Here is a 15,097-nt window from a genome sequence, read left to right on the forward strand (position 1 = left end):
GTACCCTGTCTGCGCCTGTCAAAGGAGCAAACGACATGAAACTCGCACTGACACTCGGCGCCCTCATGGCGCTCACGGCCCCCTCCCTCGCCCTTGCATCGGGCTGCGTTCATGACAAACAGGTCATGACCTGCGCCGAGGGAATGAAACTCGACATCAGCAGCGGCACCTGCGTGCCAGACGCCACCGCCTGAGGTTTTCAACGGCGGCAGGGTTTCTCATTGCTGGATCAGAGGGCCGCGCCCTGGCGGCCCCCGCGGCTGCGACCGCGCGGGCCTTCGACGGCTGACCCCGGCCTATGACGCCCGGCATGGCTTGTTGCGCGGGGCGGCGCAGGCTATGTCAGGAAAACTTTAACAGCCTGTCAGAGCCCATGTCGGACCAAGCCCCCCAAGTCAAAAATCCCTATCCCTTCGGTCGCCGGGCGCGCCATTACCTGAGCAATCTGCTGATCGTCGGGATCATTCGCACGGCTTTGGCCCTGCCCTATAAGGCGCGGCTCAGCTTTGTCGGCAGCTTGGTGCAGCATGTCTTGGCCCCGCTGGCGGGCTACCGCCGCCGCGCGCTTGATAATCTGGAACATGTCTGGCCCGAGATGCCGCTCGCCCGTCGCGAAGAAATCGCCACGCGCTGTCTCAACAACCTTGGCCGGTCTTTCATCGAGAATTACTCGGCCGATGATTTCCCCAAACGCATGGCCGATGCCGAGCCGCGGGGCCCCGGCATGGCGGCGCTGGAGGAGGCCAACCGCAGTGGCCAGCCGGTGATCTTGGTGACCGGGCATTACGGCAATTACGAAGCGGCGCGGGCGTCCCTCGTGGCGCGGGGCTATGACATCGGCGGGCTCTACCGCGAGATGAAGAACCCTTATTTCAACGCCCATTACGTCAAAACGCTCGAAGCCTTCGGTGGACCAGTATTTCCGCAAGGGCGGCGCGGCACGGCGGGGTTCGTGCGGCATCTGAAACAGGGCGGTCGGCTGGTGCTGCTGTTTGATCAGCATGTGATCCGCGCGCCGATCCTCGACTTTATCGGCAAACCTGCCCGCACCGCGATCTCGGCGGCAGAGCTGGCGCTGCGCTATGACGCGCTGTTGATCCCGTTCTACGGCATTCGCCAAGACGATGGGGTCAGCTTTGACGTGGTGCTTGAAGCGCCGGTGCCACATAGCGATCCGATGACCATGACGCAGGCGCTGAACGACAGCCTGACCGTGCAGGTCACCAAAACGCCAGAGCAATGGTTCTGGGTGCACCGCCGCTGGCGCCCGCACGAAACCTAATCTTTGCGTGCCTACTTGATGCGCGCTGCTGCGAGAATCGCGCCCGGACCACCCTGCTCTTGGCGTTGAACAATCACCACAACGGGCTGATCGCCTTTGGTTTTTGCTGTCAGCGACAGCGGCGCTGACCCGTCCCAATCCGCCAAAACCTGCCAGCCCCGCACGACATTGCTGTGCTCCATGACATGGCCTGCATTCTCGCCGCGGGTGACCTTGGTCCGCTCCATCGGCGAATAGCGCAACATATGGACATGCATCGGCCCCGCAGCGGCGTCGGTCAGGGGTTTCGCCGTGATATCAACTGTCTCACCCGACCGCGTGAGCGTCAGCGCCACCTGAGGCGCGGCCTCGGCGTGCCGCTCCACCGCGTCCATCAGCTTCATCGGTTTGGCGCCCACGATATCGGTCTGACCCTGCACGATAAACTCGGGCGTGTAAACACTGCGCCGCCCGCCCACGGCGGCATAGCCGCGCTGTCGCTCGGCATGGGCCGGGTCGCCAAAGGGGTCTTCCCAACCGATATAATCCCAGTAATCCACGTGCAGCGCCAAGGCGATAATGTCCTCCCGATCGGCCAATTCGGCGAGCATTTCATCGGCGGCGGGACAAGAGGAACAGCCCTGAGAGGTAAAGAGTTCGACCACCACAGGCTGATCCTGCTCGGCCTGCAACGGGGCGGCCAGCAGCGAAAACGCGGCGAGAACGGGATAAATCAGGGGCTTCATAAAATTCCAGACGGATCAATATCGCGGTGATGGCATTGGTCTAACGGCTTGGCGGGTGAAACACCAATCAACCTTTGTTGAGACGCCCGTTAGCGCCCACAGAGGGCTTTGCGCAGACTGCCCCCTTTAATCTCGGTACACAATGGTATACAAATTCGCGCGAAACCACCTGATAACAGTTGAACCGCCGCGCCCGTAGTGGCATTGAGACGACAATCTAGCCACCCATCAGACCCCGAAGGGAGCCCGCCATGACAATCCAAGTCGGTCACGACAGTGCCAAGACACGCAAGACACTCTCCGTTGGCAGCCAGAACATCGCCTACTATTCCATCCCCGCCGCCGAGGCTGCGGGCTTGGGCGATTTCTCCAAATTGCCAGCGGCGCTGAAAGTCGTTCTGGAAAACATGCTGCGTTTCGAGGACGGCAAGACCGTCACTCAGGACGACATCAAGGCATTTGCCGAATGGGCGACCAAAGGCGGAAAAAACCCCCGCGAAATCACCTACCGTCCGGCCCGCGTGCTGATGCAGGATTTCACCGGTGTTCCAGCCGTCGTTGACCTCGCCGCGATGCGCGACGGTCTGGTGGCGCTTGGCGGCGACGCGGATAAGATCAACCCGCTGAACCCCGTCGACCTCGTGATCGACCACTCCGTCATGATCGACGAATTCGGCAACCCGCGCGCGTTCCAGATGAACGTCGACCGCGAATATGAGCGCAACATCGAGCGTTACACCTTCCTCAAGTGGGGCCAAAAGGCGTTTAATAACTTCCGCGTTGTGCCCCCCGGCACCGGCATCTGCCACCAGGTGAACCTTGAGTATCTCAGCCAGACCGTCTGGACCGATAAGGACCAAAACGGTGAGGAAGTCGCCTACCCCGATACGCTCGTCGGCACCGACAGCCACACCACCATGGTCAACGGCGCTGCCGTTCTGGGCTGGGGCGTTGGCGGGATCGAAGCCGAAGCCGCGATGCTGGGCCAGCCGATCTCCATGCTGATCCCCGAAGTCATCGGCTTTGAGCTGACAGGCCGCATGATGGAAGGCACCACCGGCACCGACCTCGTGCTGAAAGTCGTGGAAATGCTGCGCGAAAAAGGCGTGGTCAGCAAATTCGTCGAGTTCTACGGCGAAGGTTTGGATCACCTGCCGCTGGCAGACCGCGCGACCATCGCCAACATGGCCCCCGAATACGGTGCCACCTGCGGTTTCTTCCCGATCGACGATGAGACCCTGCGTTACCTGACCAACACAGGCCGCGACAAGGATCGTGTGGCGCTGGTCAAAGCCTATGCCCAAGAGAACGGCATGTGGCGCGATGCGAACTATGCGCCGGTCTACACCGACACGCTCTCGCTCGACATGGGCACCATCGTGCCTGCAATCTCGGGCCCGAAACGCCCGCAGGATTACATCGCTCTCGACAGTGCGCACACTGCATTCGCCGACTACGTCAAAGGCATCCGCGAAGGCAAAGACACCTCGGCCAATTCGGAAATCCGTTGGGAAGGCGAAGGCGGCCAGCCCGAACCGCAGGACATCCCCGGTGACGAAGGTCATCACAACCGCGGTTTTGTCGCCACCGAGGATGGCAACTACCAGCTGCATGACGGCTCCATCGTGATTGCCTCGATCACGTCCTGCACCAACACCTCGAACCCCTATGTCATGATCGGCGCGGGCCTCGTGGCACGCAAAGCGCGTGAACTGGGCCTCACCCGCAAGCCTTGGGTCAAGACATCGCTGGCGCCGGGCTCGCAGGTCGTGTCGCATTATCTTGAGGCCGCTGGCCTGCAAGAAGACCTCGATGCGATCGGCTTCAACCTAGTGGGCTACGGCTGCACCACCTGCATCGGGAACTCCGGCCCGCTGGAAGCACCGATCAGCAAGGCGATCAACGACTATGACCTGATCGGCACCTCGGTCCTCTCAGGCAACCGTAACTTCGAAGGCCGCATCAGTCCTGACGTGCGTGCCAACTACCTCGCCTCCCCGCCCCTCGTGGTGGCCTATGCGCTGGTGGGTGACATGAACCACGACCTAACAAACAGCCCGCTGGGTCAGGACAAGAACGGCAATGACGTTTACCTCAAAGACATCTGGCCCTTGACGCAGGAAGTCGCTGAACTGGTCGAACAGACCGTGACGCGCGAAGCCTTCCAAGAGAAATATGCCGATGTCTTCAAAGGCGACGAAAAGTGGCAGTCGGTCGAAACCACGGACAGCAAGACCTACGACTGGCCGCCGACCTCGACCTACGTGCAAAACCCGCCCTACTTCCAAGGCATGTCGCCAGAGCCGGGCGTGATCTCCAACATCGACGGCGCGAAAGTGCTGGCGGTGCTGGGTGACATGATCACCACCGACCACATCTCGCCGGCTGGTTCTTTCAAAGAAACCACCCCTGCGGGTCAGTACCTGACAGAGCGTCAGGTGCCGGTACGGGAGTTCAACTCCTACGGTTCGCGTCGTGGTAACCACGAAGTCATGATGCGCGGCACCTTCGCCAACATCCGCATCAAGAACGAGATGCTGGACGGCGTTGAGGGCGGTTATACCAAAGGCCCCGATGGCGCGCAGACCTCGATCTTTGATGCCGCCATGGCGCATCAGGAGAACGGCACACCGCTCGTGATCTTCGGTGGCGAACAGTACGGCGCGGGTTCTTCGCGTGACTGGGCTGCCAAAGGCACTGCCCTGCTGGGTGTGAAGGCCGTGATCGCCGAGAGCTTTGAGCGTATCCACCGCTCCAACCTCGTCGGCATGGGCGTCATCCCGTTTGAGTTCACCGGCGGCGACACCCGCAAATCGCTGGGCCTGACCGGCGAGGAAACCGTGTCGATCAGCGGGTTGGACACGATCAAGCCGCTGCAGGAAGTGCCCTGCACGATCACAATGGCCGATGGCAGCACCAAAGAGATCACGCTGAAGTGCCGCATCGATACCGCGATTGAGATCGAATACATCGAACACGGCGGCGTGCTGCACTACGTGCTGCGCAACTTGGCGAAATCGGCCTAAGCGCCAATCGCCCTCGCGAACTGATCCAAGGAGCGGCCCCCAGCGGGCCGCTCCTTTTCTTTTTGCCCCAAGCCCCTGCGCGGGAACCTGCCTGCCGATCACGGGTTGCCCCTGTAAGACGATCGCGTGCGGGGAAGGCAAAGCAATGATAGCAGGTTACGCGCTTGGCGCTTTGGGCGCGCTGATCCTAGCTATCGTGCTGCTGGACTTTCTCTATACCGCCATCGGTGCCGCCCCTGTCGCGCCCCTGTCGGAGCGGGTTGCACGGGCGGCGTTCTTCGTCTTTTCCAAAATCATGCCAGAGGGCAACGCCCGCCACCGCCTCTCTGGCCCGGTGGTGATGACAGCCATTGCGGTGACATGGATCATACTCGTCTCGCTTGGCTGGACCTTGGTCTTTCAGATAAGCCGCGAGGCCGTGGTGATGACCGAAAGCGAACGCCCGGCGGGCTTTCTGCGCGATTTCGCATTCGTCGGCCATCTGCTCTCAACCCTCGGCGGCGGGCCGTTTCAGACCGAAAACCCCTTTTGGCTGGTGCTGTCGGTCCTTGCCGGGGTCAACGGTATGGTGATCCTCACGCTGTCGGTCAGCTTTGTGCTGTCGACCACCACCACCGTGGCCCAAGCGCGCGGGCTGCTGACCAAAGCGTCCATGTTTGCAGCCGATAGCAACGAGATGAACACCATCATCCTGCCTGAGCTTGCCGATCTGGTGTCGAACCTCAACGCGATGCAATTCGCGCTCTACTACAGTGCCGAACACCCTGCCCGCCGCGTGCCCGCGGCGATGGTCGAGATGGCCCAGCGGGTCGCACCCTACCCCGAACAGATGCGCCGCCTGCGCATCGCACTAGAGCCGCTGCCCGACTTCACCGCGCCTGAGGGCACCTTGGATCAACTGACCGATGCGCAGTTCATCGCCCGACTGCGAGACTGGGCGCGGCAGTATTCGCTTTGAGCGCGAGGAACAGAACACCCCCCCAGCCGTTGGTCTGGACGCACCCAAGCGAAAGGACACCTCATGAGCCCGAAAATCACCGTTCTTTTCTATTCCACCTATGGCACAAACCACGCCATTGCTGAGGAAGCCGCCCGCGCCGCCGAAGAAGCCGGCGCCGAGGTCCGCCTCCGCCGCTGCACCGAAACCGCCCCAAGAGCCGTTGTCGACGGACAAGATGCGTGGCGCGAACAGTTGGACAAGATGAAAGACATCCCCGAGGCCAAGCCCGAAGACATGGAATGGGCCGATGGCTATTTCATCTCTGTCCCGACGCGCTTTGGCGTCGCCGCCAGCCAGTTCCGCGCCTTCATCGACACGCTGGGGCCACAGTGGCAATCAGGCGCGCTGGCCAATAAAGCGGTCACCGCGACCACTTCTGCGCAGAATCCCCACGGGGGCCAAGAAACCACGATCCAGTCGATCTATGTCACCGCCATGCACTGGGGCGCGATCATCGTGCCGCCGGGCTATGCCGATGGGGTGAAGTTTGAAGACGGCGGCAACCCCTACGGCTATTCCTGCGAACCCGGCCCGCTGGATGAAACCGGCAAGAAATCCGTCGCCTTCCAAGCCAAACGTCTGGTCGAATTCGCAGGCAAGATCAGCGGCTAAGCGCGTCTTGCAATGCCGGGAGAAACCGCTGTTCGTAATCGCTGCCGACCAGCGGCCCGGCAAAGCGGAACAGCACCGTGCCGTCCCCGCCAACGATGAATGTCTCTGGCGGGGCGGTGACACCCCAATCAATCGCCACCCGCCCTTGGGGGTCGAACCCAACCCCGGCAAAGGGGCTTTTTTCGTCTTCCAGATAGGCGCTGGCGTTCTTCTCGGTATCTTTGAAGTTCACGCCGATGATGTTCATCCCCTCGGCCTGCAAATCCAGCAACTTGGGATGCTCAGCACGGCAGGGCGGGCACCAGCTTGCCCAGAAATTCACAAGGCTCACCTCCCCCCCCCGCAGCATGTCGTCGGTGGCCTGCGGATAGCCGGGCAGCGCGGCCTCGGGCATGGCGGGTGCTTGTTGCCCGACCAACGTAGAGGGCAGCCCCTCGGGGTCATCGCGGTACATGCCGACCGCTGCCAGTGCCACGAAGGCCGCGAAAATCAGCGGCGGGGCGATCATCATGGGAGAGAACCTAGCCACGGCGTCCGGCCTCCGCTTCGACCTCTTCTAAAGCGCGGCGTGCCGCCCGGCCCCGCAGCAGGGTCAGCCCCACCAATGCGGCCAACAGCAGCAGCGACACACCATAGGCCGAGAGCACCTCGGCCGCATATTTTCCAAGTTCCGGCATCACGCCCCCCTGTTCATCCGCGCTCGCAGCGCCGCCGTACGGCGCAGGCGAATTTCGGTGCCCGTGCGGTAAACCACCAGTGCCAAAAACAGCAGGCCGAAGCCGATCATCGCAAGCACCAAAGGATAGAAAAACACATCCGCCACGCTGCGGTTGCCCGTGGCCACGGGGATCGACGTGCCCTGATGCAGCCCTTGGTTCCAAAACTGCACCGCATAGCGCGATAGCACCGCGAAGACCGAGCCAACGAGGCAGAGCACCGAAGTAAGATCGGCGGCGGTATCCGGGTCTTCGACCGCCTGCCACAGCGCGATATAGCCCAGATAGAACAGGAACAGGATCAGGAACGACGTTAGCCGCGGATCCCACGCCCACCATGTTCCCCACATCGGCTGGCCCCAGATCGCCCCGGTCACCAGCGCAATTAGCGTCATGACCAGCCCCACGGGGGCCGCGGCCTTGGCCGCCAGCGCGCTGACGTGGTGCCGACGGATCAGCCAGATCAGCGAGGCGACCAGCATCATAAACCATGCGTTGATCGCCATCAGGGCGGCTGGCACGTGCAGATAGATGATCTTGACCGTGCTACCTTGGCGCGCGTCATCGGGCGTGCCGAAGAACCCCCAAAGCAGGCCAACGCTTACAAAGACTGCCGCCAGCGCCCAAAGCACAGGTTGCACACGCTCTGAAAGCGCAAGGAATTTGACCGGGTTTGCGTATTGCCAAAGGGACATGCGGACTACCTATCGCGCGGGTGGGTGGTGCTCAATGCACAAATACTTGGGGCACGATTTCTTGGGTCATCGCAACCCCATCCGAAGCACCGCCGCTGCGGCAAATGGCATCAACGCCACCACGGCCAGCGTCAGCCCCGCCAGCATCAAAAGCGGCGTCGTGGCATCCAGCCCCGCGCTGCCACGCCGCGCAACCTCGGCCCCGAAAATCAGCGTCGGGATATAAAGCGGCAGTACAAGCAGTGACAGCAGCAGACCACCGCGTTTGATCCCAACCGTCAGCGCCGCGCCGAACATGCCGATCACCGACAGCGCGGGGGTGCCGAGTGCGAGCGACGCGAGCAGCCACAGATGACCGGGCGCCGCGAGTTGCAGCATCACCCCAAGGAAAGGCGCCGCCAGCACCAACGGCAGACCTGTGGTCAGCCAATGCGCCAAAGCCTTGATCGCCAGCGCCCCTTCGAGGGGCAAAGGTGCGGTGAGCAGCAGTTCGAGAGAGCCATCTTCAAGGTCGAGCGCCAGCAAACGGTCGAGCGACAATAAGCAGGCCAACAGCGCGCCGAGCCAAAGCACACCGGGGGCAATCGCCTTGAGCAGCGTGGCCTCTGGCCCAACGCTAAAGGGCACCAGCATCGTCACGATCAGGAAAAACGCCAGCCCAAGGCCAAAGCCTCCGCCCGCGCGCAGCGCCAGCCGGAGATCCCGTAGCAACAGCGCCTTCATAGAAACGCCGCGTCGCTGGCGCCGAGATCGGCATCGGGGGCCGCGCGAAAGGTGCTGATATCAAGCACACGGGCATCGACCCCCAGATCAATATGCGTGGCCATCAGCGCCGATCCCCCCGCCGCGAGATGCCGGCGCAGAACGCTGCCGAAGAGCGCGACAGCATCCGCATCGAGCGAAACCGTCGGCTCATCCAACACCCAAATCGGCCGCCCGGTGACCAACAGCCGCGCCAGCCCCAGTCGCCGCTTTTGCCCGGCAGAGAGCGTACCTGCCAAACGATCTGCAAGCGGCCGCAGCGCATAACTATCAAGCGCCTGCGCAATATCAACATTTCCAAAGACTTGCGCCCAAAAGCTCAGGTTCTCGCGCACGGTCAGCATGGATTTCAGCCCATCCGCATGGGCGGCATAGGCGACACGGTCCTCCGCCCCCTCGATCTGCCCCGTGAGCGGCGCTTGCAGCCCAGCGATGCAGCGCAGCAGCGTCGTTTTGCCCGCGCCATTAGGGCCGCGCAGCACCAAGGCCTCCCCCGCCTCCAGAGCAAAGGATACGCCCGAAAGCACCGGCACCCCGCCCCGCGCCACACTGAGATCGCTTATTTGCACCGGCGTCGCCGCTCCGCCTTCAGACCGGCAAGAGGGCCAGTGCGATGCGCCGCCCCTCGCTCAGCAAGATGTTGTAGGTCCGGCAAGCGGCGGGGGACGACATGACCTCGACCCCCAGACCCGCCTCCTCCAGCGTTTCACGGAGGTCGTCGGGGATATGCGCCACGTCCGGCCCGGTGCCGAGGAAGACCACATCGACCTTGCCCGCCAGCGCCAACACCGGCGCGGGATCAGCCAGACCGCCCCAGCCTGTGATGCCGTCGGGGCCGATCACTTGCGGCCCTTGCACAACCTCTCCGCCAATGCGGAAAAAGCCGGGGCCATAGCCGTCGATCGGTTTGGCGTCGGTATAGGTGATCTCGTTCAATCGCATGTCATGTCCCTCTCAGGCTCAGGTATTCCACAGCGGCAGGCTAAGGATAGCCGATGCGGCGATGACGATATAGGCCACCGCGCGAAAAAGCCGCTCTCGGCCCGGATCAAATAGCCGCGCCCCGACGATATTGGCGATGACATTCGGCACCCCGGCCAAGAGGCCCAGCATCAGCACCGGCCAGACCACCTGCCCCGTCGCTGCCAGCATCGCAAAAAGCATCAGGTCGAGCCCCAGAAGATAGAGCAGGAAATTGGCACGGATCACCGCAGCGGGCCGCCGGCTGGCCATATAGAGCAGGATCACCGGCGGCCCGGCGATGCCCGCAAAACCGGTCATGAAGCCGCCCAAAGCGCCAGTTGCCGTCACCAGCTTCGCGCTCAGCGGCCCATGATAGCGCCAGCCCGCAAGCAGCAGCACAAGAAGTCCCAGAACCACGCCGGAGACAATCCAGCCAAAGCCCTCGGGCGACATGAGCGATAGCCCCCACAGGCCCAGCGGCATCCCGATCAACACCCCCAGCAACAACCGCCCCACTTCACGGGGGGCACCTTCGCGCAGGGCATCGGGGAGGTTTGGCAGGGGGCCGATCAACTCGGCAGCGGTCATGAACAGGATCGCTTCGACCGGAGAAAGCACGGAGGCCGCCGCCGGCATGATAATCATGGCAGAGCCAAATCCCGCAAAGCCGCGGACCAGCCCCGCCACGATCACGGCCAGCGCAAGCCAAGCCACCCCGGGGGTGGCCATGGCCTGCGCCAGCAGATCAGGCATCAATATTGGCGAATTGCGTGCCCGCGCCCGCGTCGGGCTTGGACCAGTCGCGCTTCACGCCGAGATAAAGCACCACATTCTTGGCCACATAGACCGAGGAATAGGTGCCGACGATCACGCCCCATGTAATCGCAAAGACAAAAGCCCGGATCACATCGCCGCCCAAGATCAGCAGCGCGATCAGCGCCAGCAGCGTGGTGCCCGAGGTCATCAGTGTCCGGCTCAGCGTCTCGTTCACGCTGAGGTTCATCACCTCACGCAGGGGGCGCTTCTTATATTTGCGCAGGTTCTCCCGCAGGCGGTCAAAGATCACGACCGTATCGTTGATTGAATAGCCGATAATGGTCAGGATCGCGGCCACCACCGGCAGGTCGAAACGGATTTGCAAGATCGAGAATAGCCCGATGGTCAGCACCACATCGTGGAACAGGGCCACCACAGCGCCGACCGAGAACTGCCATTCGAACCGCAACCAGATATAGATCAGGATCGCCGCCAGCGCCCCGCCCACGGCGAGGAATGCCGTCTGGATCAGCTCGCCCGAGACCTTGGGCCCAACGGATTCCACCGAGGTGAACTTGATGTCCGGAGACACGCTTTGCAGCGCCGCTTCGATGGTTTCGATGGTTTCCGTGGTCGCCGCTTCTTGGCCCTCTTGGGCCTGTACGCGGATCATCGCCACATGGCGGTCCGCGCCGAAACCGGGGTCAAAGACCTCGGAAATCGTCACGTCGCCCAGTTCCAGAGGGCCGAGGGCATCGCGGTAAGCGCCCACGTCGATGGCCTCAGAGCTTTCGGTCCGCAGGGTCGTGCCGCCGCGGAAGTCGATGCCAAAATTCAGCCCCATCACGCCCCAAGCGATCAGCGACAGGATCATCGCCACCACAGACGCGCCAAAGGTGATCTTGGCATAGCCGAAGAAATCGAAGTTCGTGTTGTCGGGTACCAGCTTCAGTCGCATGTCAAACCTCGATTGTCTTGGGACGGCGGCGTTCAAACCAGATCACCACCAGCAAGCGGGTGACGAAGAAGGCGGTGAAGACCGATGTCATGATGCCCAGTCCCAGCGTTACGGCGAAGCCGCGCACCGGACCAGAGCCTAGGGCAAAGAGGATGACCGCCACGATGAAGGTCGTGATGTTGGCATCCAGAATGGCGCTGAGTGCGCGCTCATAGCCCAGCGAGATCGCCCGCGCAGCACCTTTGGCGTTGCGTTGCTCTTCACGGATACGCTCGAAAATCAGCACGTTGGCATCCACCGCCATGCCGACCGTCAGCACGATCCCGGCAATGCCCGGCAGGGTCAGCGTGGCCCCGATGAGGCTCAGCAGACCAAAGATCAGCCCGACGTTGATGATCAGCGCGATATTGGCGAAGAACCCGAAGAGCCCATAAGACGCCCACATGAAGAACAGCACAGCGGCAAAGGCCACCATCGTGGCGATCTTGCCCGCGTCAATGCTGTCTTGGCCCAGTTCCGGTCCGATGGTGCGCTCTTCGACAAAGCTCAGCCCCGCAGGCAGGGCCCCGGCGCGCAGCAGCACGGCAAGGTTGGTGCTTTCCTCGACCGAGAAGCGCCCGGTGATGATGCCTGAGCCGCCGGGAATATGGCTTTGGATGGTCGGCGCGCTGATGACTTCGTTGTCGAGCACGATGGCAAAGGGCGAGCCGATGTTCTCGGCCGTGTAATCACCGAACTTGCGCGCACCGGAAGTGTCAAAACGGAAGGACACGGCAGGTGCCCCGTTCTGGTCAAAGCTGGGCTGTGCGTCGACGAGTTGCTCGCCGGTGACGACGGGGGCGGTTTCGATCGTGTAGAACACGCCCTCTTCATCCGCCGCCGGCAGGATCGCGTTGCCAATGCCGGGGTTGTCGTTCTCATTGGAGCCACGGTTGACCACCGGGTTGAAGGTCAGCTGTGCCGTCGTGCCGATGATCGCTTTCAACTCGGCAGCGGAGCCAATGCCCGGCACTTGGATCAAGATGCGGTCTGCACCCTGACGCTGGATCGTCGGCTCACGGGTGCCGACCTCATCAATGCGGCGGCGCACGATTTCGAGGCTCTGCTGCATGGTGCGCTCGTCAGTCGCCTGTTTTTCGGCATCCGACAGGGTGATGGTGATGGTGCCATTGGCGCCGCTCACGTTGATGTCGCTGCCGCCTGCCCCGGTGACCGTGGTGACGGGACGGGCCAGATCACGGGTGATCTGCAGAGCTTCTTCCATTTTGGACGGATCGTTCAGACGGACCCGCAATTCCCCCGCTGGCGCTTCTTCGCGCCGGACCGGAGTCAGGCTGCGCAGAGCGTCACGAACCTCGGGCCATTGTGCTTCCATGCGCGAGGCATAGACATCGGCCAGTTGCACTTCGGCCAGCAGATGCGCACCGCCGCGCAGATCGAGGCCAAGGTTCACCAACCCCGAGGGCATCCATTCGGGCCAAAGCGCGCGCTGCGCTTCCAACTCAGGCGTACTGCCCTGAACTTCGATGGCCGCAACGGCGTCATTGTGCTTTTCGACAGGAGCGTAAAAGGCATTGGGAAGCGCGAGCCAAAGCCCTGCCAAACAGGTCAGGACAATGACAATCCGCTTCCACAGATCAATCTGTAGCATAGTTCCGCCTTTGGGTTGCGGCCTCGGGGTAGGGTTTATTTCGCCGGTTCGGTCTTGGAAACGACGGTCGCGATGGTGGCCTGCACCACACGGATTTTCACGCCTTCAGCGATTTCCACCTCAAGCTCGCCGTCGTCTTTGACCTTGGAGACCTTGCCGATGATCCCGCCTTGGGTAACGACCTGATCGCCGCGGCGCAGGCCGGCCACCATGGCCTGATGTTCTTTGGCCTTCTTCTGCTGCGGGCGGATGAGCAGAAAATACATGATCGCGAAGATCAGGATCAGCGGCACAAATTGCTGGATGCCTTCCATGGGGGTCGTCCTTTTCGATGGGTATTGGGCCGCAGGATGGGCCCTGAGAATTTGGCCAGAACCTATGCGCGGCGGCAGCGGGGTGCAAGGTGGAAAGCCGCCGCCGCATGGCCGTCTGCGCGGGGCCAATCGCCGCACGGTTGCGGCCCCTACCGCCGCGCAGCACATTGAGGCATAAGGCAGCAAAACCGACTCACCCGATTTTGAGGACAAACCCATGCACGACATCCGCGCCATCCGCGACAATCCCGAGGCTTTTGACGCCGCTCTCGCCCGCCGGGGCGAGGCTGCGATGTCGCAGGCGGTGCTGTCGCTCGATGCCGCACGCCGCGCTAAGATCGCCGCCGCTGAGACTGCCAAGGCCGAGCAGAACAAGGCCAGCAAGGAAGTCGGGGCCGCCAAGGGCCGCGGCGATGAGGCCGAGTTCGAGCGCCTGCGGACGCTGGTCAGCGACAAAAAGGCAGAGGTCGCCGCGATGAACGTCGAGGCGCAGGAGTTGGACGCGAAGCTGACCGATATGCTCGCCCGGATCCCCAACAACCCCGCCGATGATGTGCCCCAAGGCGATGACGAAGGTGACAATGTCGAGGTGAAAAGCTGGGGCGAGAAGCCCAGCTTTGATTTCAAACCGGTCGAGCATTACGAGATCAAGGGCGTCAAACCCGGCATGGATTTCGAGACCGCGGCCAAGATTTCGGGTGCGCGGTTCGTCATGCTGAAAGGCGCCGTGGCGCGGGTGCACCGGGCACTGGCGCAGTTCATGATCGACACCCATGTGGATGAGAACGGCCTGACAGAGGTGAACTCCCCCGTGCTGGTGCGCGACGAGGCAATGTATGGCACGGATAAGCTGCCCAAATTCGGCGAAGACAGCTATCAAACCACCAATGGCTGGTGGCTGGTCCCGACCTCGGAAGTGCCGCTGACCTATTCGGTGGGCGGCGACACGTTAGAGGAAAGCGCCCTGCCGGTCCGGCTGACCGCCCATACCCTCTGCTTCCGCTCCGAGGCCGGGAGTGCAGGCCGCGACACCGCTGGCATGCTGCGCCAACACCAGTTTGAGAAGGTCGAGATGGTCTCGGTCACCCACCCCGATGAAAGCGACGCCGAGCAGCAGCGCATGGTGGCCTGCGCCGAAGGTATCCTCGAGAAGCTCGGCGTGCCCTACCGTACGGTGATCCTCTGCACCGGCGACATGGGCTTTGGCGCGCGGCGCACCTATGACATCGAGGCTTGGGTGCCGGGGCAGGATTGCTACCGCGAGATTTCCTCGGTCTCGACCACCGGGGATTTTCAGGCGCGCCGCATGAATGCGCGGTTCAAGCCCGAGGGCGGCGGCAAGCCGCAGTTTGTGCATACGCTGAATGGCTCGGGTCTGGCGGTTGGGCGCTGTCTGATCGCGGTGCTGGAGAATGGCCAGCAGGCGGATGGGTCGGTGAAACTGCCCGAGGTGCTAGCGCCGTATCTAGGGGGCAAGACGACGCTGACTGCGGAAGGTGTGCTAGCGTAAGGGTGAGGCACCCAGCCCGATCCGCGCCGCAGGCGCCGGGCCATCGCCTGCCCGTCCCGGCACGCCAAAGGCGTGCCTGTCTCTATGAGCGCACCTTTGGTGCGACGGGCCGGCGATTTCGTGAGGC

17 protein-coding genes are annotated in these 15,097 nt (G+C 62.6%); 6 read left to right on the forward strand and 11 right to left on the reverse strand.

Features of this window, described 5'->3' with window-relative positions:
* Positions 1–35 precede the first annotated feature (35 nt).
* Both T8A63_RS11825 and T8A63_RS11830 read left to right on the forward strand, forming a co-directional pair.
* A complete protein-coding gene (locus T8A63_RS11825) occupies positions 36–194 on the forward strand; it encodes a hypothetical protein (protein ID WP_162931827.1) in 159 nt (52 codons plus the stop codon).
* Positions 195–373: 179 nt separating this feature from the next.
* Entirely contained in the window at positions 374–1,282 is a 909-nt protein-coding gene (locus T8A63_RS11830; protein WP_322343915.1) for a lysophospholipid acyltransferase family protein, read from the forward strand.
* Between the two features lie 11 nt (positions 1,283–1,293).
* Here the strand turns inward: T8A63_RS11830 and T8A63_RS11835 are convergent, their stop codons facing one another.
* Entirely contained in the window at positions 1,294–2,007 is a 714-nt protein-coding gene (locus tag T8A63_RS11835) for a DUF1223 domain-containing protein (protein ID WP_322343916.1), read from the reverse strand.
* Between the two features lie 251 nt (positions 2,008–2,258).
* On the opposite strand from T8A63_RS11835, the gene acnA reads away from it, so the two are divergent.
* The 3 genes from acnA to T8A63_RS11850 all read left to right on the forward strand — a co-directional run bounded on the left by acnA (position 2,259) and on the right by T8A63_RS11850 (position 6,645).
* Complete coding sequence (gene acnA, locus T8A63_RS11840; RefSeq protein ID WP_322343917.1) at positions 2,259–5,033, forward strand: aconitate hydratase AcnA; 2,775 nt, start codon at positions 2,259–2,261, stop codon at positions 5,031–5,033.
* Between the two features lie 145 nt (positions 5,034–5,178).
* Positions 5,179–5,991, forward strand: coding sequence for a hypothetical protein (locus tag T8A63_RS11845; protein WP_132443672.1), 813 nt, complete (start codon positions 5,179–5,181; stop codon positions 5,989–5,991).
* 63 nt (positions 5,992–6,054) lie between these two features.
* Positions 6,055–6,645, forward strand: coding sequence for an NAD(P)H-dependent oxidoreductase (locus T8A63_RS11850; RefSeq protein WP_322343918.1), 591 nt, complete (start codon positions 6,055–6,057; stop codon positions 6,643–6,645).
* Here T8A63_RS11850 and T8A63_RS11855 read toward each other — a convergent pair.
* The 10 genes from T8A63_RS11855 to yajC all read right to left on the reverse strand — a co-directional run bounded on the left by T8A63_RS11855 (position 6,635) and on the right by yajC (position 13,460).
* Complete coding sequence (locus T8A63_RS11855) at positions 6,635–7,153, reverse strand: DsbE family thiol:disulfide interchange protein (protein ID WP_322345715.1); 519 nt, start codon at positions 7,151–7,153, stop codon at positions 6,635–6,637. The two genes, T8A63_RS11850 and T8A63_RS11855, sit on opposite strands and share 11 nt — an antisense overlap.
* A gap of 13 nt (positions 7,154–7,166) precedes the next feature.
* The gene (gene ccmD, locus T8A63_RS11860; protein ID WP_067627937.1) at positions 7,167–7,322 is read right to left on the reverse strand and encodes a heme exporter protein CcmD; all 156 of its coding nucleotides are present in this window, start codon (positions 7,320–7,322) and stop codon (positions 7,167–7,169) included.
* Positions 7,322–8,056, reverse strand: coding sequence for a heme ABC transporter permease (locus T8A63_RS11865; protein ID WP_093925839.1), 735 nt, complete (start codon positions 8,054–8,056; stop codon positions 7,322–7,324). Before T8A63_RS11865 ends, ccmD begins: the two co-directional genes overlap by 1 nt.
* Before the next feature lie 66 nt (positions 8,057–8,122).
* A complete protein-coding gene (gene ccmB / locus T8A63_RS11870; protein ID WP_322343919.1) occupies positions 8,123–8,779 on the reverse strand; it encodes a heme exporter protein CcmB in 657 nt (218 codons plus the stop codon).
* The gene (gene ccmA, locus T8A63_RS11875) at positions 8,776–9,387 is read right to left on the reverse strand and encodes a heme ABC exporter ATP-binding protein CcmA (protein WP_322343920.1); all 612 of its coding nucleotides are present in this window, start codon (positions 9,385–9,387) and stop codon (positions 8,776–8,778) included. The genes ccmB and ccmA overlap by 4 nt, the downstream gene beginning before the upstream one ends.
* A 19-nt stretch (positions 9,388–9,406) precedes the next feature.
* Positions 9,407–9,760, reverse strand: a complete 354-nt coding sequence (locus T8A63_RS11880) for an Mth938-like domain-containing protein (protein WP_120350764.1) — start codon at positions 9,758–9,760, stop codon at positions 9,407–9,409.
* Positions 9,761–9,778: 18 nt separating this feature from the next.
* Positions 9,779–10,510, reverse strand: a complete 732-nt coding sequence (locus T8A63_RS11885) for a sulfite exporter TauE/SafE family protein (RefSeq protein ID WP_322343921.1) — start codon at positions 10,508–10,510, stop codon at positions 9,779–9,781.
* Positions 10,511–10,526: 16 nt separating this feature from the next.
* Entirely contained in the window at positions 10,527–11,495 is a 969-nt protein-coding gene (secF, locus tag T8A63_RS11890) for a protein translocase subunit SecF (protein ID WP_322343922.1), read from the reverse strand.
* A 1-nt stretch (position 11,496) separates the two neighbouring features.
* The gene (gene secD, locus T8A63_RS11895; RefSeq protein ID WP_322343923.1) at positions 11,497–13,146 is read right to left on the reverse strand and encodes a protein translocase subunit SecD; all 1,650 of its coding nucleotides are present in this window, start codon (positions 13,144–13,146) and stop codon (positions 11,497–11,499) included.
* Positions 13,147–13,181: 35 nt separating this feature from the next.
* Positions 13,182–13,460, reverse strand: coding sequence for a preprotein translocase subunit YajC (yajC, locus tag T8A63_RS11900; RefSeq protein WP_067627241.1), 279 nt, complete (start codon positions 13,458–13,460; stop codon positions 13,182–13,184).
* 217 nt (positions 13,461–13,677) lie between these two features.
* On the opposite strand from yajC, the gene serS reads away from it, so the two are divergent.
* On the forward strand, positions 13,678–14,970 hold the full coding sequence (gene serS / locus T8A63_RS11905; RefSeq protein WP_322343924.1) for a serine--tRNA ligase: 1,293 nt from the start codon (positions 13,678–13,680) through the stop codon (positions 14,968–14,970).
* Positions 14,971–15,097: the final 127 nt, after the last annotated feature.

This window comes from Sulfitobacter sp. OXR-159 (assembly GCF_034377145.1).
Taxonomy (GTDB): Bacteria; Pseudomonadota; Alphaproteobacteria; order Rhodobacterales; family Rhodobacteraceae; genus Sulfitobacter.